General features: G+C 68.0%; 15 protein-coding genes. 13 read left to right on the forward strand and 2 right to left on the reverse strand.

What is annotated here, in order from left to right; genetic code table 11:
* The first annotated feature begins 52 nt into the window (after positions 1 to 52).
* From ACIBB8_RS30555 to ACIBB8_RS30575, 5 genes are all read left to right on the forward strand, one after another.
* Complete coding sequence (locus tag ACIBB8_RS30555) at positions 53 to 1,036, forward strand: sugar ABC transporter substrate-binding protein (RefSeq protein WP_398957586.1); 984 nt, start codon at positions 53 to 55, stop codon at positions 1,034 to 1,036.
* The gene (locus ACIBB8_RS30560; protein WP_398957588.1) at positions 1,033 to 2,085 is read left to right on the forward strand and encodes an ABC transporter permease; all 1,053 of its coding nucleotides are present in this window, start codon (positions 1,033 to 1,035) and stop codon (positions 2,083 to 2,085) included. Before ACIBB8_RS30555 ends, ACIBB8_RS30560 begins: the two co-directional genes overlap by 4 nt.
* Positions 2,052 to 2,906: an ATP-binding cassette domain-containing protein gene (locus tag ACIBB8_RS30565; RefSeq protein ID WP_398957590.1), complete on the forward strand. Its 855-nt coding sequence runs from the start codon at positions 2,052 to 2,054 to the stop codon at positions 2,904 to 2,906. Before ACIBB8_RS30560 ends, ACIBB8_RS30565 begins: the two co-directional genes overlap by 34 nt.
* Before the next feature lie 188 nt (positions 2,907 to 3,094).
* The gene (locus tag ACIBB8_RS30570) at positions 3,095 to 4,258 is read left to right on the forward strand and encodes an ROK family glucokinase (protein WP_398957591.1); all 1,164 of its coding nucleotides are present in this window, start codon (positions 3,095 to 3,097) and stop codon (positions 4,256 to 4,258) included.
* Positions 4,259 to 4,271: 13 nt separating this feature from the next.
* Positions 4,272 to 4,868 carry a hypothetical protein gene (locus ACIBB8_RS30575; protein ID WP_398957593.1) on the forward strand — a complete coding sequence of 199 codons (597 nt, stop codon included), beginning with the start codon at positions 4,272 to 4,274 and terminating at the stop codon, positions 4,866 to 4,868.
* Positions 4,869 to 4,889: 21 nt separating this feature from the next.
* Here ACIBB8_RS30575 and ACIBB8_RS30580 read toward each other — a convergent pair whose 3' ends face one another.
* Positions 4,890 to 6,395 carry a long-chain fatty acid--CoA ligase gene (locus tag ACIBB8_RS30580; RefSeq protein WP_398957595.1) on the reverse strand — a complete coding sequence of 502 codons (1,506 nt, stop codon included), beginning with the start codon at positions 6,393 to 6,395 and terminating at the stop codon, positions 4,890 to 4,892.
* A 463-nt stretch (positions 6,396 to 6,858) separates the two neighbouring features.
* On the opposite strand from ACIBB8_RS30580, the gene ACIBB8_RS30585 reads away from it, so the two are divergent.
* From ACIBB8_RS30585 to ACIBB8_RS30610, 6 genes are all read left to right on the forward strand, one after another.
* On the forward strand, positions 6,859 to 7,881 hold the full coding sequence (locus ACIBB8_RS30585) for an AraC family transcriptional regulator (RefSeq protein ID WP_398957597.1): 1,023 nt from the start codon (positions 6,859 to 6,861) through the stop codon (positions 7,879 to 7,881).
* A 375-nt stretch (positions 7,882 to 8,256) separates the two neighbouring features.
* The gene (locus ACIBB8_RS30590; RefSeq protein WP_398957599.1) at positions 8,257 to 9,315 is read left to right on the forward strand and encodes a 3-keto-5-aminohexanoate cleavage protein; all 1,059 of its coding nucleotides are present in this window, start codon (positions 8,257 to 8,259) and stop codon (positions 9,313 to 9,315) included.
* A 105-nt stretch (positions 9,316 to 9,420) separates the two neighbouring features.
* Complete coding sequence (locus ACIBB8_RS30595) at positions 9,421 to 10,392, forward strand: quinone oxidoreductase family protein (RefSeq protein WP_398957601.1); 972 nt, start codon at positions 9,421 to 9,423, stop codon at positions 10,390 to 10,392.
* A gap of 289 nt (positions 10,393 to 10,681) precedes the next feature.
* The gene (locus ACIBB8_RS30600; RefSeq protein ID WP_398957603.1) at positions 10,682 to 11,599 is read left to right on the forward strand and encodes a TauD/TfdA dioxygenase family protein; all 918 of its coding nucleotides are present in this window, start codon (positions 10,682 to 10,684) and stop codon (positions 11,597 to 11,599) included.
* A gap of 79 nt (positions 11,600 to 11,678) precedes the next feature.
* Positions 11,679 to 12,974, forward strand: a complete 1,296-nt coding sequence (locus ACIBB8_RS30605) for an MFS transporter (RefSeq protein WP_398957605.1) — start codon at positions 11,679 to 11,681, stop codon at positions 12,972 to 12,974.
* Positions 12,971 to 13,531: an RBBP9/YdeN family alpha/beta hydrolase gene (locus ACIBB8_RS30610; protein ID WP_398957607.1), complete on the forward strand. Its 561-nt coding sequence runs from the start codon at positions 12,971 to 12,973 to the stop codon at positions 13,529 to 13,531. Before ACIBB8_RS30605 ends, ACIBB8_RS30610 begins: the two co-directional genes overlap by 4 nt.
* A 220-nt stretch (positions 13,532 to 13,751) precedes the next feature.
* Here the strand turns inward: ACIBB8_RS30610 and ACIBB8_RS30615 are convergent, their stop codons facing one another.
* Positions 13,752 to 14,873 carry a PP2C family protein-serine/threonine phosphatase gene (locus ACIBB8_RS30615; RefSeq protein ID WP_398957609.1) on the reverse strand — a complete coding sequence of 374 codons (1,122 nt, stop codon included), beginning with the start codon at positions 14,871 to 14,873 and terminating at the stop codon, positions 13,752 to 13,754.
* 412 nt (positions 14,874 to 15,285) lie between these two features.
* Between ACIBB8_RS30615 and ACIBB8_RS30620 the strand changes: the two genes are divergently transcribed.
* Together ACIBB8_RS30620 and ACIBB8_RS30625 are read left to right on the forward strand one after the other, a co-directional pair.
* A complete protein-coding gene (locus ACIBB8_RS30620) occupies positions 15,286 to 16,314 on the forward strand; it encodes a helix-turn-helix domain-containing protein (RefSeq protein ID WP_398957611.1) in 1,029 nt (342 codons plus the stop codon).
* A 410-nt stretch (positions 16,315 to 16,724) separates the two neighbouring features.
* Entirely contained in the window at positions 16,725 to 20,114 is a 3,390-nt protein-coding gene (locus tag ACIBB8_RS30625; protein WP_398957613.1) for a S8 family peptidase, read from the forward strand.
* Positions 20,115 to 20,329: the final 215 nt, after the last annotated feature.

Genomic DNA, 20,329 nt, shown 5'->3' on the forward strand with positions numbered 1-20,329 from the left:
AGCACAAGAAGGGCACCACGTCGTGGCAAGGGTTCGGACAGGGGTACGTGCGATGGGCGCCGTGCTTGCGGCGGTGCTCGGGGCCTCCCTCGTGGGATGCAGCAGCACCGGTGGCAAGCGGGCGGAGGAGCGCGCGGCCCAGGCCGCAGCCGAAGGACGGTCCGCGGTGAACACACCCCGCTGGACCTTTGCCATGGTCACCCACTCCGGCGATGGCGACACCTTCTGGGACATCGTCCAGAGCGGTGCGAAGCAGGCGGCCGTCAAGGACAACATCAAGTTCCTGTACTCGCACAGCGACGAGGCGCAGCAGCAGGCCCAGCTCGTCCAGGCCGCCATCGACCAGAAGGTCGACGGGCTGATCGTCACGCTCGCCAAGCCCGACGCGTTGAAGGACGTCGTCGCCAAGGCGACCCGGGCCGGGATACCGGTGATCACGGTGAACTCGGGCTCCGCCGAGTCCAAGGCGTTCGGCGCGCTCACCCACATCGGCCAGGACGAGTCCATCGCGGGCGAGGCCGTCGGCGACGAGCTCAACGCGCGCGGCCGCAAGAAGGCCCTGTGCATCCTGCACGAGCAGGGCAACGTCGGGCACGAGCAGCGCTGCGCCGGGGCGAAGAAGACCTTCGACGGGCAGATGCAGAACCTGTACGTCGAGGGCACCAACATGCCCGACGTCCAGGCGTCCATCGAGGCGAAGCTCCAGGCCGACAAGAGCATCGACGCGGTCGTCACCCTCGGTGCGCCGTTCGCCGACGCTGCTGTGAAGGCGAAGCAGACCGCGGGCTCCACGGCCGAGATCGACACCTTCGACCTGAATGCCAAGGTCGCCGCCGGACTCCAGGACAAGACCCTGGGCTTTGCCGTGGACCAGCAGCCTTACCTCCAGGGGTACGAGGCCGTCGACCTGCTCTGGCTCTACCGCTACAACCGCAATGTGCTCGGCGGCGGCCGCCCCGTCCTCACCGGCCCGCAGATCATCACCTCGAAGGACGCCGCCGAGCTGGCGGAGTACACGAAGCGGGGGACCCGATGACCACGACGGAGCAACCACCCGCCCTGTCCGGGGCCGACGAGCGGCTGCTGCGCACCTCACCGCTGCGCAGGCTCCTGGGCCGCCCCGAACTCGGATCGGTCGTCGGCGCGGCGGCCGTCTTCCTCTTCTTCTCGATCGTCGCCGACAGCTTCCTGCGCGCGTCCAGCCTGGGCACGGTGCTGTACGCGGCGTCCACCATCGGGATCATGGCGGCGCCGGTCGCCCTGTTGATGATCGGCGGCGAGTTCGACCTCTCCGCCGGTGTGCTGGTCACCAGCTCCGCGCTGGTCTCGTCGATGTTCAGCTACCAGATGACGGCCAACGTCTGGGTCGGCGTCTTCGTGTCGCTGCTGGTGACCCTGGCCATCGGCGCGTTCAACGGGCTCATGCTGACCCGCACCAAACTTCCGAGCTTCATCATCACGCTCGGCACGTTCCTGATGCTGACCGGTCTCAACCTCGGCTTCACCAAGCTGATCAGCGGCACCGTGTCGACGAAGTCCATCGGCGACATGGAAGGCTTCGGCTCGGCCCAAAAGGTCTTCGCCTCGGAGTGGACCGTCGGCGGCGTCGAGTTCAAGGTGACCATCCTGTGGTGGGCGGTGCTCGTGGCGATCGCCACCTGGATCCTGCTCCGTACCCGCTTCGGGAACTGGATCTTCGCGGTCGGCGGCGAGGCCGACGCGGCCCGCGCGGTCGGCGTCCCAGTGATCCGTACCAAGGTCGGGCTGTACCTCGGGGTCGCCTTCGCCGCCTGGGTCTCCGGGCAGCATCTGCTGTTCTCGTACGATGTGGTGCAGTCCGGTGAGGGCGTCGGCAACGAGCTGACGTACATCATCGCGGCCGTCATCGGCGGCTGCCTGATCACCGGAGGTTACGGCTCCGCCATCGGCTCGGCGGTCGGTGCGTTCATCTTCGGCATGACCAGCAAGGGCATCGTCTACGCGGAGTGGAACCCGGACTGGTTCAAGTTCTTCCTCGGAGCCATGCTGCTCCTGGCCACCCTGCTCAACGCATGGGTACGCAAGCGCGCGGAGGCGACGAAATGACGACCCCGGCCCCTCCGGCGCTGATCGAGCTGGACCACGTCAGCAAGTTCTACGGCAACATCAAGGCGCTCCAGGACGTCTCGCTGGTGGTCAACGCGGGCGAGATCTCCTGCGTACTGGGCGACAACGGCGCGGGCAAGTCCACCCTCATCAAGATCATCGCGGGCCTGCACCGGCACGACGCCGGAACGTTCCTCATCGACGGTGAGGAAACCACGCTCGCCAATCCGCGCGACGCCCTCGACCGGGGCATCGCCACGGTCTATCAGGACCTGGCCGTCGTCCCGCTGATGCCCGTCTGGCGGAACTTCTTCCTCGGCTCCGAGCCGACGAAGGGTGTCGGCCCGTTCAAGACGCTCGACGTCCGGCAGATGCGCGAGACCACCCGCTCCGAACTGCTGCGCATGGGCATCGACCTGCGCGACGTCGACCAGCCGATCGGCACCCTGTCCGGCGGCGAGCGCCAGTGCGTCGCCATCGCGCGCGCCGTCTACTTCGGTGCCAAGGTGCTCGTCCTGGACGAGCCCACCGCGGCGCTCGGCGTCAAGCAGTCCGGGGTCGTGCTCAAGTACGTCGCGGCCGCACGGGACGCCGGACTCGGCGTGGTTCTCATCACGCACAACCCGCACCACGCGTATCTGGTCGGTGACCGGTTCGTGCTGCTCAAGCGAGGTGCCATGTCCGGCAGCCACGCCAAGGACGGCATCACGCTGGACGAGCTGACCCGCCAGATGGCGGGCGGCAGCGAGCTCGAGGAGCTCAGCCACGAGCTGCGGCGGGCCACGTCGCCGGGGCGCCCGGACACCGAGGACACCCCATAGGGGTGTCCGGCGGATCACGGCCGGGGTCGACCCTGATCCGCCGGACACCCCCGCCGGGCGGGTCGCCACCGGGGCGCCGCGGACCCGGTCCGCCCGCCCGGCGCCCCGGCAGTGGCAGAATCGAGTCTGACGGGCGCCGTCCGTCGCCGGGAGCATCACCACCCGGCCCCCCAGACCGCGCAGGGACGATGAGCACGTACCGCGACTTCACACACCGCGGCTCCGCCCGCGCCACCGTCCTGCGGACCGTCGGCACCCGTGAGCGGCGCTCACACCTCACCGCACCCCGGGTGCCCACCGTCGGCATCGACATCGGGGGTACGAAGGTGATGGCCGGCGTCGTCGACGCCGACGGCAACATCCTGGAGCAGCTGCGCACCGAGACGCCCGACAAGTCCAAGAGCCCCAAGGTCGTCGAGGACACCATCGTCGAGCTGGTCCTCGATCTCTCCGACCGGCACGATGTGCACGCCGTCGGCATCGGCGCGGCGGGCTGGGTCGACGCGGACCGCTCCCGGGTGCTGTTCGCCCCGCACCTCGCCTGGCGCGACGAACCCCTCAGGGACGCGCTGGCCTCCCGCCTCGTCGTCCCCGTCATGGTCGACAACGACGCGAACACCGCCGCCTGGGCGGAATGGCGCTTCGGCGCCGGGCGCGGCGAAGACCATCTGGTCATGATCACGCTCGGCACCGGCATCGGCGGCGCGATCCTGGAGGACGGTCAGGTCAAGCGCGGCAAGTACGGCGTCGCCGGTGAGTTCGGCCACATGCAGGTGGTGCCCGGCGGGCACCGCTGCCCCTGCGGGAACCGCGGCTGCTGGGAACAGTACAGCTCCGGCAACGCCCTGGTCCGCGAGGCCCGGGAGCTGGCCGCCGCGGACTCCCCGGTCGCCCACGGCATCATCGAGCGCGTCAAGGGGAACATCCCCGAGATCACCGGGCCGCTCATCACCGAACTGGCCCGGGAGGGCGATGCGATGTGCATCGAACTCCTCCAGGACATCGGCCAGTGGCTCGGCGTCGGCATCGCCAATCTGGCCGCCGCGCTCGACCCCTCCTGCTTCGTCATCGGCGGCGGTGTGAGCGCCGCCGACGATCTGCTGATCGGCCCCGCCAGGGACGCATTCAAACGCCATCTCACCGGCCGCGGCTACCGCCCCGAGGCCCGGATCGCCAGGGCGCAGCTCGGTCCGGAGGCAGGCATGGTCGGCGCCGCCGACCTGGCCCGGCTGGTCGCGCGGAGGTTCCGCCGTACCAACCGCCGTCGCGTCGAGCGGTACGAGCGGTATGCGCAGATCTACGACCAGGCCGCGAGCACCATCCGCTCCACGCGCAACACCCGCACCTCCTAGGGATTCCCAGAACATGACCACAGCCGAGCACCCCGTTGTGCCGCGCCCGTCCTCGCCGCCCGGCGAGGACGGCGGCAGGCACCCGCAGGACCGGCGCCGGATGATCCGCCGACGCCTGATCACGGCGACCATCATCGTGCTGCTGATCGGCGTCCCGGCCGGCTATCTGCTGATCTCCGCAGAGCAGAGCCGCAGCTCCGGTCAGGACAAGGCGGCCGAGGCCGCCGCACAGGGGATGCGCGAGGGCTGGCCGTCCCGGATGCAGCGAAGGATCTTCGAACTGCCGATTCCCGGCAACGCCGTGGACGTCCAGTACTACGAGACCAACAACTGGAAGGCCAGCCGGATGTACGTGCAGTTCCGCACGTCGTCCGCCGGGCTCGACCGCTTCCTGAGCCACCTCGGCAGCGGTCGCGCCGCCCTGCAGGACGGCGAGGTCACCGTCGGCGCCCGCGACGCCAAGATCGCCGGCTGGTACTTCGGCCCCGGCACCGACTGGGCGGGCACCACGCACACCAACAAGGACCCGCGTCCCACCCAGAACATCACCGTCGACATGACCGATCCGGCGTCCCCCGTCGTATATGTCGTGTCCTCGGCCACCCCTTGACCGGAGGCCTGCAGGGCGCTCTCAGCCCTCGAACGCCTCGTGCTGGAGCACGATTTCACGCTTGAGGATCTTGCCCGTAGCTCCCTTGGGGAGCCCGTTGGTGAACGTGACGATCCGTGGGTATTTGTAGGCAGCCACCCGCTGTTTGACGTAGTCGCGTAGCTGATCGGCAGTGGTCCGTGCGCCGTCCCGGAGTGTTACTACGGCGGCTACCTCCTCCCCGTGCACCTGGTGTGGCACGCCGACCACTGCCGCCTCGGCGACGGCAGGGTGCTCGTAGAGCACCTCCTCGATCTCGCGCGGGTAGACGTTGTACCCGCCGCGGATGATGAGGTCTTTCTTCCGGTCGACGATGAAGTAGTAGCCGTCTTCGTCGACTCGGGCGAGATCACCGCTGTGGAACCACCCGTCCCGGATGGCTTCCGTGGTCGCACCGGGACGGTTCCAGTAGCCCTTCATGATGTTCTCGCCGCGGATCGCGATCTCACCGACTTCGCCCGGGCCGGCTGTGGTGCCGTCGTCCGCCACGAGCCTCAGTTCGACCCCGCGGATGGGCAGCCCGATCGAGCCGGCCTTGCGTGGCCGGTTCGGAGGATTGAAGGAGGCGACCGGAGAAGTCTCCGAGAGTCCGTAGCCCTCCAGTACGGTGACGCCGAATTCCCGCTCGAAGCCGTGGAGTACTTCGACCGGCAAGGAAGCGCCGCCGGACACGGCCAGGTGCAGCCGTGAGAGGTCATAGCCGTCGGGGATACCGGCGTGGAGCAGGGCTGTGTACATCGTGGGGACGCCCAGAAAGACGGTGGCCGCATCCCGGTGAATGATCTCCAGCGCCTTTGCCGGTTCGAATCGTGGCAGCAAAGTCAGGGTGGCGCCCGCAGCGACAGCTGTGTTGAGGGCGCAGGTCTGCCCGAACGCGTGGAACAGTGGCAAGCCGCCGAAGAGTACGTCGTTCGGCCCGACGTGGAGCAGTGTCTCGACCGTGGTGGCCGCGTTGGTCATCAGGTTGCGGTGGGTCAGTTCGGCGCCCTTCGGGGTCCCTGTTGTTCCCGAGGTGTAGAGGATCACGGCGGTGTCGTCCTCTGCCCGGTCGACGATCTCGGGCATCGGTTCGGTGGTCTGCAGCAGGATGTCGAATGCAGCTGGGTCCGTGACCAGGCATAGGGCCCCGACCTCTGCGGCGGCCGTCGCGACCTCGTCCGCGAACAGTGGGAACGTCACCACGATGCGGGATCCGGAATCCCTGAGGGTGAATTCCATTTCACGGGCTTTCAGCAGCGGATTCATCGGTACCACTACGGCGCCTGCGCGGAGGATGCCGTAGTACGCGATGGGGAAGTAGGTGACGTTGGGCATGACCAACGCCACGCGATCGCCCGGCCGGATGCCCTTGGCCTGCAACAGGGTGGCGACCCGGGCGCTGGCATCGTTCAGTTGGGCATAAGTGAGGACGATCTCGTCCTGGAGAATGGCGATGCGGCCGCCATCGGCTGAGGCGGATTCCGCCAGGAGTGAGGCGAGGTTGTTCATTCGGCTTCCCCCTTCGATCGGATCTGGTGGCGGTCACCCATGCTGCGGGAGCAGCAGAGGCCGGCCCTGCGCCGCATGGTGATCACGCTCGTCATGGTGGCCTCACTCGGGTCGTGCATCCGTCGGGTCCCCAACGCGTGCGGCTTTTCCCTGGCTGAGGGACCGGAAGTCTCGTGCAGGATCCTTCTCCATTCTGTGCGGAAGAATCCCGTGGATTTAAACCGGACCATTCCGCCCGGAGTTATCGATCTGCATAGGGTTCCGTGCCATTTTTCCAGAGGGCTGGTCAACGGTGGGAGTATTTGCCATGGTGTTCTCCGCGGGAATTCCGGTCGGCCGGGACGTCGAATCCGGGAGGCGAGCTCCATCGGAGTGGTGCAACGCTAGGTCACGGCCTGGCGCAGCGCTTTACTTGACGTGACACCTTACTTACCATTTGGGGACAGAGCCTTGGAGTGCGCCCTTGAAGCCACTGGTCCGCAACGCAGCGCTGAACAGCTACGTCGAGCTCAGCCAGTCCCTCGGTATCGACCCACGGGCGCTGATGAAGAGCGTGGGTCTGGACCCCGTGGGCCTCGCGGTCCAGGACAGATGGATCTCTGGCGTGGCCGTGACTCAGCTGCTTGAACTCTCGGCGGTGGCCTCGCACCGCGAGGACTTCGGCCTGCTCCTCGCTGAGCGCCGACGCTTCGCCAATCTCGGCCCTATCAGCTTGGTCATCCGCGAGGAGCCCGATGTCCGCAGCGCACTCGCGTTACTGATGCGACATGACTACATGTACAACGAAATGCTCCGTAGCCGACTCTCCGAGGCAAGCGGCCTGACCACCCTCAAGGTGGGCCTGGAGTTGGGTGAGGCGAGGGAAGCCCGGCAGGCCACGGAGCTGGCCGTGGGCGCCTTCCATGGAGTTCTCCGTACTTTCCTCGGTGCTCGGTGGCAGTCGGTCTCCGTGTGTTTCACGCACAGCGCTCCCAAAGATCTCGGTACCCACCGGCGCATCTTCGGTCCGGTAGCGGAATTCGACCAGGAATTCACCGGGATCGTTTTCTGTACAAGCGACCTCAATACTCCCAATACGATGTCGGACCCGCTGCTCCGGAACTATGCGCGGCAGTACTTCGAGTCCATCGCAGTCTCGAGGGACACGACCGTACTGGACCGTGTGCGCGAATTGATCGAAGTACTGCTGCCGAGCGGGCGCTGTTCGATCGAGCAGGTCGCATCCAGCCTCGGCGTCGACCGGAGAACCGTCCACCGGTACCTGGCGAGTTCGGGCGAGACGTTCTCCTCCCTCCTCAACGCGACGCGTACCGAGCTCGCGGAGCAGCTCGTGGCGAACCCGCGCCGCTCGTTGACAGAGATCTCCGGGCTGCTGGGATTCTCCGGACCGAGCGGCTTCTCACGCTGGTTCCGTGAGCAGTTCGGCAGCAGCCCGAGGGAGTGGCGCATCAGGAGGGCCAGGCAGCAGCACTCCGGCGAGGAGTGAGCACCGGCGATCAAGAGCCGGAGGTCGGAGCAACCCGCCACCTCGCCCTGGGCCTTCCTGGGCCGGGGCGATGCCGACAGGGCCAAAGCCTGTCCCCAAGCGATAAGTCAGTTGTCACCCAGGGGCAAGCGTGGCGCGTAACCGGCCCTTAACGTTGCATTACCGCAGGGGATACCGAAGGCCCCACAAGGACGAGCAGGAACCCTGCTGCAGCCGCGTGCTCCCTCTGGACTCGCTGATCGTATCTGAGCCGCCGGCGGGCCTGGGAACCCCTTCTGCGAGCTCACGCCGCCCCTCGCCAAGCCCTTCAGGCCGTGCGTTGCGGGCAGCGATGCGCGCGGCGAGTGAAGACCCGTCCGACAAAGGAGATGGACCGTGCACTTCCTCGACGACTCCCTGTACCCGGAGAACCAGGAGAAGTTGGTGATCCAGGCGGCCCCCTACGGGCCGGAGTGGCTGCCCGGTGACGCCGACGACCTGCCGCTCACCATGGATGAGCACGTGCAGGCGGCGGTCGACTGTTACAACGCCGGCGCCACGGTGCTGCACATTCACGTGCGCGAGCTGGACGGTCACGGCTCCAAGCGCATGTCCATGTTCAACGAGCTGATGGCCCGGCTGCGCGAAGCCGTGCCGGACATGGTCCTCCAGATCGGTGGGTCGATCTCCTTCGCCCCCGAGGACGAGGGCTCCGATGCCAAGTGGCTGAGCTACGACACTCGCCACATGCTGGCAGAGATCAACCCCAGGCCGGACCAGGTGACGATCGCGATCAACACCAACCAGATGAACATCGTCGAGCTCTTCGACGACGAGGACATCGACGGCACCTCGATGGCCAAGCCGGCGTACTACAAGGCCTACCGGGACATGGTGGTCGAGGCAGGACCGGACTTCTACCTGGAGCACCTCGAGCGGCTCCGCGGCAACGGCATCCAGCCACACTTCCAACTCGCCAACATGGCGCAGCTGGAAACCGTGGAGCGGCTTATCCGCAAGGGCATCTACCACGGGCCACTGGTGCTCAACTACGTCGCCATCGGCGGCGGGTTCGCCGGCCGGCATCCGGCCGACCTGATCGAGTTCATCCGCCGCGTCCCGGACGGCGCCGTACTCACCATCGAGGCCTCCATGCGGGCGGTGGCGCCGATGAACGCGATCGGCATCGCCCTGGGCACGCACGTGCGGGTGGGCAACGAGGACAACCTGTGGCGGCGCAAGGGCGAGCGGATGTCCTCCGTGAAGCAGGTCGAGCAGATGGTTCAGGTCGCCGATGCTCTCGGCCGTGAGATCGCCACCGGGCAGGAAGCGAAGAAGATCTACAAGATCGGCGAATGGTACGCGGACGCCGACGAGACCCTGGCCCAGCTCGGCATGGTACCCAACCGCCGCCCCGGCCGGCGCGGCTTCATGCTGCGCGACGTCAAGAGCTGACCCACCCCCACCAGTGGCGGTCTCGGGGCCGATCCTGCATCCGCCCCCGCTGATCCGGATCGGCCCGCGACCGCCGTACCCACACACGAGCAGACGGAGCAACTTGTGGCACACGCCATTCGCTTCCATGAGACCGGCGGCCCCGACGTCATGCGGTGGGAGGAGGTCACCGTCGGCGGCCCGGGCCCGGGCGAAGTACGGATCCGGCACGTCGCCGTCGGACTCAACTTCGCCGACACCTATTTCCGCTCCGGTCTGTACCCGGCTCCGCTGCCTGCGGGGCTCGGTGTCGAGGCCTCCGGTGTGGTCGAGGCTGTGGGCGGGGGGGTGACGCATGTCGCCGAGGGCGACCGCGTCACCTACACCGGCAGTCCGCTGGGGGCCTACAGCACCGAGCGGGTCATGCCCGCCGGGTCGCTGATCAAGCTGCCGGCCGGGATCAGCTGCGAGACCGCCGCTGCGATGACCATGCGCGGCCTCACCTCCGCGTATCTGATGCGCCGGATCCATCCGCTGAAGGCCGGCGACACCGTGCTGCTCCACGCGGCGGCGGGGGGCGTCGGCCTGATCGTCTGCCAGTGGGCGAAGCTGCTCGGAATCACCGTGATCGGCACGGTCTCCAGCGAGGAGAAGGCCGAGATCGCCCGCGCACACGGCTGCGAACACATCATCTACTACCGGCGCGAAGACGTGGCCGAGCGGGTGCGAGAGCTGACTGCAGGCGCCGGAGTTCCCGTCGTCTTCGACAGCATCGGCAAGGACACCGTCGCCGGATCCATGGCCTCGCTGCAGCGCCGCGGTCTGCTGGTGTGCTTCGGCACGGCCTCCGGTGTACCGCCCCTCGACGCCATGCAGCTCGCCATCCACGGCTCGCTGTTCGTGACCCGGCCCGCGCTGGCCGACTACATCGCCGAAGCCGCCGAGCGGGACGCCTTGGCGGGCGAGCTGTTCGGGCATGTCGAGTCCGGACGTATCAAGATCCAGATCAATCAGCGCTACTCCCTCCAGGACGCGGTACAGGCACACCGCGATCTGGAAGCGGGACGGACCACGGGATCCTCCGTCTTCGTCCTCTGAACACTCCGTGCCACGCACCTTCGAACACGCCAAGCCCGGCACCTTCGAACCCGCCGTGCCTGGTGCCGCTCCCGGCAAGCTTTGCCCCGTCGCGCCGCCCAGCACGCACGCTCGCTGCGTTGGCCGAAAGTCCTGGTAGCTCCTTCCCCGAGCTCTCAGCTCCGTTCGAGCAGGGGAGACCCCATCCCAGGACGTTCGGCCGCCTTGCGATCGCACGCACCGGACGACGCTCCTCATAGGGCACACATGGCCGGTCACGGCACCAGCACATCACCCCAGGAGTGAGCACATGCCCCGGACAGTCCACCCGAAGGAAGCCACGCCCGCCCTGGTGCGCCCGGGCGTCCTCCATACATCGATCAAGGTTGAGCCGCTGACCTGCACCATCGGCGCCGAGCTCTTCGGAGTGAATCTCGGCGACGTCTCGCGCGACGACGACCTGTTCGCCGAGTTCAGGGAGCTGCTGCTGAAGTACAAGGTCCTTTTCCTGCGGGACCAGGACATCACGCGCGCCGAGCACGTCGCCATCGCCTCGCGCTTCGGCCCGCTGGAGGACCACCCTGTGGTCGGCAGCGATCCGGACCACCCGGGGCTGGTCCGCATTTACAAGGACCTGGACAGCAAGCCCGAGCACTACGAGAACGCGCTCCACTGCGACGGGACCTGGCGCGAGTGCCCGCCCATGGGGGCCGTGCTGCGCTGTGTGGAAACGCCTGAGGTCGGCGGAGACACGGTCTGGGTCAACATGGCCGAGGCCTACCGCAGGCTGCCGGAGCACATCAAGACGCAGATCGCGGGTCTGCGCGCGCGGCACAGCATCGAGGCGACCTTCGGCGCCGTCATGCCTATGGAACAGCGCCACCAGCTGAAGGCCCGGTACTCGGACCCGGAGCACCCGGTGGTGCGCGCCCACCCGGAGACCGGCGAGCAGATCCTCTTCGTCAACGCTTTCACCACGCACTTCGTCAACTTCCATACGCCCCAGAACGTGCGCTTCGGCCAGGACCACGCGCCCGGGGCGAACAACCTCCTGAACTACCTGATCAGCCAGGCAGCCGTCCCCGAGTACCAGGTGCGCTGGCGCTGGCAGAAGAACAGCTTCGCCATCTGGGACAACCGCTCCACACAGCACTACGCGGTCCAGGACTACTGGCCCGCCGTCCGCAAGATGGAGCGCGCCGGAATTGTCGGCGACAGGCCCTTCTGAGCCCTGACCAGAGACGAGAAGGGTGACGCCCATGGGAGTTCACACTGCCGGCACGGTCGTGCCGGGCACGTCTCACGCCATGCCGACTGTATCTCGCGGCTACGCCCGGCTGGTGTTCGCGCTGAGCTTTGGGCTCCTGCTGATCGACTACATGTCACGGCAGGTCCTCAACGCGGTCTTTCCTCTGCTGAAGGCGGAGTGGCTGCTTGCCGATGCCCAGTTGGGTTCTCTCAGCGGCATCGTGGCTTTGATGGTGGGTGTGCTCACCTTCCCCCTGTCGCTTCTGGCGGACCGCTGGGGCCGGGTCAAGAGCCTGGTCATTGCCGCGACAGTGTGGAGTCTGGCGACGCTGGGCTGCGCCGCCGCCGCGAGCTACGGCCAGATGTTCCTGGGGCGGTTCATGGTCGGTGTCGGTGAGGCGGCCTACGGGAGTGTCGGCATCGCGGTGGTCCTCAGCGTTTTTCCCGTCACCCTGCGGGCCACACTCTCCGGCGCGTTCATCGCGGGAGGCGCCTTCGGATCGGTGCTGGGCGTGTCGATCGGTGGCGTCGTCGCCCAGCAACTCGGCTGGCGATGGGCGTTCGGCGTCATGGGTATCGCCGGACTGGTCATGGCCGCGATCTACGGCATTGTGGTCACGGAGGAGAGGCTGGGTTCAGGTGCCAGCGGCGGCAGCGGCAGCAGCAGCGGCACATCCGGCGAACGGGCCCCGATCCGGACCTTGTTGCCGCGGCTGTTCTCCTCGGTCTCCGTGCTCTGCGCCTACATCGGCAGCGGGCTGCAGATGTTCATTGCGATGGCCCTCCTCGCCTGGATGCCCAGCTTCCTCAACCGTTATTACGCCATGCCTCCCGCGAGGGCCGGCGTGATCGCCGGGGCCTTCGCATTGATCACAGGGATAGGCATGATCCTCTGCGGGTTCGTCACCGACCGCCTCAGCCGGAGGATCGGCGCCCGGAAGTGGACCGTCGCGATCATCTGCAGTCTCGGGTCGCTCGTGCTGCTGACGGCCGGATTCCACCTGCCGGTCGGCCCGCCGCAGCTCTTGCTGATCGGCGCCGGGACCCTGCTGTCCAACGCCACGGCCGGGCCGGCGGCCGCCATGGTGTCGAATTTGACCCCTGCCGCTGTCGCGGCGACGGCCATGGCCACGCTCACCCTGGCCAACAGCCTGCTCGGGCTTGCCCCGGGGCCCGCGGTGACGGGCATGCTCGCAGACCGCATGGGACTGCTCGGCGCACTGCAGCTGGTCCCATGTGTCGCGGTCCTGAGCGGCGCGGCCTTCGTCATCGGCAAGCTCCGCTACGAGCACGATCTACGCCGCTTGGGCCTGCTTCCCGCCGTGACTCTCACGAATCCGGAGCTGTCGTCATGAGTCTCACCGCATCACCGACCGTCGTCATCGTCCCCGGACTGCGCGATCACGTGCCGGACCACTGGCAGACCATCCTCACCAACAAGATCGCCAACGCCCGTACCGTTCCGCCGTTGACGAGCGGGAGGTTGAGCTGCAGCGCTCAGGTCGCCGTCCTGAACGACGTACTGTCGGACATCTCCGGGCCAGTCGTAGTGGTCGCCCACAGCGCCGGAGTGATGACCATCGCGCACTGGGCGCAACGACACCGGCGTCCGATCAAGGGCGCGCTGCTGGCGGCGCCGCCGGACTTCGGTACGCCGCTGCCCGAGGGCTACCCCGCCCTGGAGGTCCTGCGCGAAAACGGCTGGCTGCCTGCGCCGCGGACAACCCTGCCCTTCCCCAGCATCGTCGGGGCGAGCACGAACGATCCCCTCGCCGATTTCAACCACGTCGCCGATCTCGCCCGGGCATGGGGGAGCCGTCTCGTGGATCTCGGCCCGGTCGGACACCTCAACCCTGCATCCGGTTACGGCGAATGGCCTCGGGCGGAAGAGTTCATCCGCGAGCTCAGCTGAGTTCTGTCTGACGTGTCCGTCTGACGCCCGGCCGCGCTCTCCTCGCACTCCCTCCTGCCCGCTCCTGGGCGGGAGGAGCCGTGCTCCCACTCCAGGGGGCTCAGGTCGATGATGTGAGCACCGAGGGTGCCATCACCCATCCTGAAATGCTGGCCTGGTTCGCAGCGCCTCCCGCGGGTGGCTGGCGTAACGGTCGATTGCGTGATGCGCCGTGGTGTGCTCAGCGGAACGGTGACCGTCGGACGGACAGGATCGCGACGTCGTCGTGCTGGCCGCCCTCTCCGGCGAACGCGCGCGCGTCGTTGTAGAGGGCGTGCGGCAGGTCGGTGGGGGAGAGAGATACGCGCTCGGTGAGGCGTTCGGTGACGGGGTAGAACGTGCCGTCGGCGTCGCGGGTCTCGGTGAGCCCATCGGTGGTCAGCAGCAGCGTCGCGCCGGGTGGGAAGGTGAACCAGTCGACGGTCGCGGGTTCGGCGGCGAGCTCGGCGAGACCGAGGGGGACGCCGGAGCCGAGGGCCGGCGTGATGACGGTGGTGTTGTGCAGCAACTGCGGCGGAATATGTCCGCAGTTGATGACTTGTACCTCGTCGTGCGCGTCGATGTTGATGACGAGCGCTGTGACGAACCGTTCGTCGTCTCCGGTCTGTGCGGCGTAGGAGTTGTGCCGTACGACAGAGGCATCGAGGGCATCGACGAGCGCGGTCAGCGTGGGCTCTCGGTGGGCCGCCTCACGGAAGGCGCCGATGACGGCGAACGCGGCGCCGACCGCGGGCAGGCCCTTGCCCTGGACATCGCCGATCAGAACCCGGGTTCCCCACGGAGAGACGACGACGTCGTAGATGTCGCCGCCAATGAGCCGGTCCTCCTGTACGGGCTCGTACACGCCGTCGACCAGGACGTCGTCGGTGAGCAGAGGCAGAGGGCGCAGGATGTGGCGCTGCATCGCTGCAGCGGTGGAGCGCAGCCGCAGCGTCTCGTGCTCGCGGTGGATACGACGGCGGCAGGCGTAGACGGAGGCCGCGCCCAGGGCGAGGGTGAGCAGCATCATGAGGATCCTGTCGAGCCACGACCGCCCGTCACCGTGCCGGACCAGCACGGTGACGGTGACCACAAGCGTGGTCCATGCAGACACGAACTTCGTCTGGCGTACGGTGCACAGCGCGGACGCCGTCCCCGGCAGGAATACAAGGAGCCCGAGAAGCCACACCGGGGACTCGGACAAGGCACCGAGGAGCAGTACCAGGAAGGTCACTGACGCCACGCCGATCATTACTTCGGCATTGCGCGGTGTTTCGATGGCCTCGAAGGGACGCGTGACTGTCTTCGGACGTTTATGGGGCATGGGACCTTCTGGGCAGGTGGTGTACTCCCCGTACGTTAGGCAGGCCCGGCCGTGGGTGAGCCGCGCCCCGCCGGACGATGTCCCCTGTGCGGTGGCCAGCACTACGTGCAGGGTGTGTGTGGCCCGTGCACTCCTTCGACGGTCGCCTCCCGGCAGCAGCACACACCGCTCAAGCGTGGTCGACAGATCAGCGCGCAGGGCACGAATCACAGCACCAGCCATGTCGCGGAGCCCTCGTTGCGTGGTGTCTCACACCCGGGAAGCCGGTCCGGGCGTCCCAGGTGACGTGCACAACAGGCAGCAGCCAATGGCAACATCCCGAGAGTGGGATACGGTTCGGCCGGGAAGAACCTGCTCGGTGCACCCGAGCTGCGCCAAGGTCCAGACACGGAGGCCGCCCGAGGGGAGCTGGATGCTGCAGGCATTGGGATTGGGACCGGCTGAAGAGGCCATCTACACTGCACTGCTGGCCCGCCCGGCATCCTCTGCGCAGGACCTCGCCCGGCAGACCGGACTCGAGAAAGCCGAGACCACCCGCATCCTGCTTGACCTGACGACACGTGGCCTGGTGGCAGTCGCCAGCGAGGCCGAGAGCGGGACACCTGACTCGGCTGACTGTCGGACCGGTCGCCGGCCCGCCCGCTACCGGCTCACACCCCCCTCAGTGGCCCTGGCCCCGTTCCTCGTCGAGCAGCGCAACGCACTGCACCGGGCCGAGACCGCGTTCTCGATGCTGACCGAGCAGTACCGCAGTACCGCCGCACACCCTGCGGGCAGCGTCGTGGAGGTGGTCGTCGGCGTGGAGCAAGTGGCACACCGCTTCCACCAACTGCAGCGCGGCGCCCAGCGGGAGTTGCTGGTCTTCCTCGTCGGCGAGCCCATAGCGGTGCCGCGCGAGGATGCCGACATGTCGGAGAGCTCCGCGCTGGACCGCGGAGTCGACTTCCGGGTCGTGGCCGCCAAGGACTATCTCGATGGTCCCGGCATGGCGAAGGACGCACGGGCGGGCATCGCGGCGGGCATCGAGCTTCGCCTGGTCGACTCGCTGCCGCTGAAGATGATCGTGTCGGACCGGGAGCGCGCCATGGTGCCACTGGACATGGCGGACTCCGGCGGCGAGCCGAGCGCGATCGTGGTGCATCGCAGCGGCCTGCTGACGGCCCTGGTCCATCTGTTCGAGAAGGAATGGGCCCAGGCCCGGCCGCTGTACACCACCACCACGGGTGTGCGCGCGGAGGCGACAGCCGATGAGCAGCCGACCGAAGGGGAACTGGAGGTCCTTGCCCTGCTGCTGGCGGGGATCTCCGACCGGCGGGCGGCCTCCCAACTCGGCCTGTCCATACGCACCGTGGAGCGACGGACACGCCGTCTGATGGATCTGGCCGGAGCGGATTCGCGCCTGCAACTCGGATGGCACGCCGCACGCGCGGGCTGGCTATGACCTCCTCCTCGGCCTGAGGGCGGGGGAGCCTCCGTCTCTTGATGGTCGCCGAGCGAGGGCGACCGCCAACTCCCGACGGGTTACTGCTTCACCGCCGGTGAAACCGTGATCCTGGCTGAAGGCATACACCGGTGCGGCGCCGCGCGTACGCCGATGGCGGGCCCGCTGACGACGCCGGCGACCGGTTGGCGGTGACCTCGACGGGGTGCAGGGCGCAAGCAAGCCGGCCGTCCCCGACGGGCTTACACCATCGGTCAGGTCCGAAGTCCCACCGAGCCGATGAAAGTGACCGCGTGACGGAAATCCGCCATGCGGGAAACCCGTCACGCGCGGCATCCCCACTCAATCCACTCGTCTGTCAGGCTGCAGCCGCAGTTTGGTAGACGTTCATGGCTCACATAGGGAGATTCATGCGTTCCATCACGCGTATGGCCTTGGGCACGGCGACCGCCGCCGTCCTGGCCGTCACGGCGGTCACGCCTTCCGGGGCGGCGGATACACCGCCTGACGGTTCCTCGGGGAAGAGGCCCATTGTCGGCGGCGGGACCGCAGCGGCGGGTGGCAAGCAGGTGACGGTCACGCTCGTCACCGGCGACAAGGTGCTGGTGACCACGGACACGTCGGGTCACAGCTCTGCGGCCGTGCTGCCCCGTGAGGACGGCACGCAGCCGATAGTCCAGACCTATCAGATGGGCAAGGACCTCTACGTCTACCCCGAGAATGCCTCCCAGGCGATCGCCGAGGGCAAGGTCGACGAGCAGCTGTTCAACGTCACTGGGCTCATCCGCCAGGGATACGACGACACACACACCGACACGCTGCCGCTCATTGCCACCTATCGGGACAGTGTGAATGTCGCCGACAGCGCGCCGACGGCTCCGCGCGGAGCCGAGCGGGGCCTGAGCCTCCCGGCTGTGGACGGCGTCGCGCTCAGCGCCGGCAAGGACACCGCCGCCGCCTTCTGGCAGGACGTCACCAACCCGCGTTCCCGTTCTGGCTCGACGCTGAAGAAGCTGTGGCTGGACGGCAAGGTCGAGGCCACGCTGGACCGGTCCACCGCGCAGGTGCACGCGCCGGAGGCCTGGGCGGCCGGCTACGACGGCAAGGGAACCAAGGTCGCCGTGCTGGACACGGGTGCGGACGCCGAGCACCCGGACCTGGTGAACCGGGTCGCCGCGTCCAAGAACTTCACGGATTCCAAGAACACCGACGACCGGGTGGGCCACGGCACCCACACCGCCTCCACGGTCGGAGGATCCGGAGCGGCCAGTGACGGCCGCAAGAAGGGCGTCGCCCCCGGTTCCTCCCTGCTCGTCGGCAAGGTCCTCAACGACGGCGGCTACGGGCAGGACTCCTGGATCATCGCGGGTATGCAGTGGGCCGTCGACCAGCAGGCCGACGTCGTCTCCATGAGCCTGGGCAACCCCAGGATCGGTGACTGCACCGACCCGATGGCCCAGGCCACGAAGGAGCTGTCGAAGAGCAAGCACACCCTGTTCGTCGTCGCCGCCGGCAACTCCGGCCCGGGCATCGAGACCGTTTCCTCGCCCGGGTGTGTGCCCAGCGTGCTGACCGTGGGCGCCGTCGACCGCGACGACACCACCGCGCCGTTCTCCAGCCGCGGCCCGGTGGCCGTCACCCACTCCCTCAAGCCCGAGATCGCCGCCCCCGGCGTCGACATCTCGGCGGCCAGTGCGGGCGGCCGTGGCGTCTATGCCTACCGGACGATGTCGGGCACCTCCATGGCCACCCCGCACGTCGCGGGCGCTGCGGCCGTCGTCCGCCAGGCGCACCCGGACTGGACCGCGCAGCAGATCAAGGCCGCCCTGGTCTCCTCTGCCCGCACCGGCGGCAAGGTCGCCGGTGCCGAGCAGACCGGCGGTGGGGTGCTTGACGTGTTCGGCGCGGTGAACCAGAAGGCGCTCTCCGCGCCGGCTGTCCAGGCCGGCAGCTACAACTGGCCGCAGGACCCGTCGGACCGCACCACCGTGCAGGTGCCCTTCACCAACACCAGCGACAGCGACCTGACGCTCCATCTGAAGGTCAGCGGTGTCCACGGCAACGACGGCAGCGAGGTCACCTCCGGAATCATCAGACCGGAGGAGAACAAGGTGACGGTCCCGGCGGGGGCCACCGCTCAGGTGCCGCTGCAGATCGACCCCACCGCCCATCTGAAGCCCGCCCAGTACGGCGCTGTCACCGGCCGGATCCTGGCCACCGGCGGCGATGTGCACGTCTCCGTGCCCGTCACGCTCTACGTCCAGCCGGAGACGGTCACCCTCCGGGTCAAGGTCATCGACCGCAACGGCAAGTCCGCGACCGGCCCCTCCTCCCTGGACGTCGCCAGCATCGACGCCGACAAGGGCGAGCGCCGCAGCAACGCGGGTGCGCCCGAGCAGACCTACCGCGTGCGCCCGGGCGACTACCTCATCAGCAGCTTCGTGACGACGCCCGACGCGAACAACGCGGCTGAATCGATCAGCTATCTCGCCCACCCGCAGATGCGGATCACCAAGGACACCACCGTTGTCCTCGACGCCCGCAAGGCCCACCAGCTGAGCCTGCACACCGACCGTCCCTCGACGCTGCAGGGCACCACCGTCAGCTACGCCCGCACGTGGGACGACACCTGGCTGCTGTCCGGATCACTCATGGCAGGCAGCGCCATGCAGAAGTTCTACGCAGACGTCGACGGGCGCGCTCAGAAGGGCACCTTCGAGTTCCGGCCCACCTGGCGCGCGACCGGTTCCGAGGACGGCTCGTCCTACGTCTACAACCTGTCGTTCCCGACCGAGGGGCCGCTGCACTCCGACCAGGCCTACCAGCCGAATGACTCCCGGCTGGCCCAGGTCACCGAGAAGTGGCATGCCATGGGCAAGGAGGCCGACTACATCGACGCGCTGTTCCTCCGTCCCTCCGGGAGCAGCAACACCCTGCTCCCCGTGAGCCTGTTCCAAACGGTGCACGTGCCCGGTACCCGCACCGCCTACTACACGACCGGCGATGACGCCTGGTTCCACGGCGCGATGACCAGCTTCCCGTTCGCCGCGTTCATGAGCGATCAGGATCGCACCTACAAGGCCGGACAGCGGAGCGCCGAGGAGTGGTACGGCGGCCCCCTGCGGCCGGCCGCGGCGCGCGACGCCGACGGCAAGCTGATGCTGAGCGCCGAGCGGCAGGGCGACCTGATCGGCTTCCAGAACGCGCTCTGGGTCGACGGCTCCGGCGACCACTGGACCTACGGCGGGTCGTTCGGCGACATCGGCAACCTGAGGCTGAAGCGCAATGGTGAAGAGATCGCCCGGCGCATCGACCCGTACGGCGTGTTCGAGGTGCCGGACGAGGACTCCGCGTACGAGCTCACCCAGCACCTGGAGAAGATCTACACCGGGGACAAGAACTGGCTGCGTTCCACCGCTGCCGACACCACCTGGAGCTTCCGCTCGCACCGGGAGCCGGACGTCTACTCCCGCGGCCTGCCGATCCTCCACCCGGCGTACGACCTGCCGGTGGACGGCATGAACACCCTTCCCGCGCAGAGCGGCATCAAGGTCGGTCTGTCGGTCGAGGGCCACGCCGGGTACACCCCGGCCGCGATCACAGCGGCCTCGCTGTCCTACTCCTACGACGGCGGCACCACCTGGACCCAGGCGCCGACCCAGCAGCACGACGGCAAGTGGACGGCCGTCGTCGACCACACCGGCGCCTCCGGCAAGCAGGTCACGACGAAGGCCACCTTCACCGACGCCAACGGCAACGCGGTCACCCAGACCATGACCCGCGCCTACGACGTTCGGTAACCACACAGTCCGGCCGGTCGGCCTCCCGTGACGGGCGGCCGGCCGGCCATCTGCTGTTCCCACCTACCAGGCCCACGAAGAGCTCGGCCGGGCCGTGCGCACGATCTTCCTGCGGCTACCTGGCCGGCCCCGATCGCCTACGACGGCAGTCAGCCGCCATCGCACTCGTCACATAACGGCATGAACAGGTGTCCACTCCGCGGACAGGGCCCGAG

Source organism: Streptomyces sp. NPDC051286 (genome assembly GCF_044455345.1).
Taxonomy (GTDB): Bacteria; Actinomycetota; Actinomycetes; order Streptomycetales; family Streptomycetaceae; genus Streptomyces.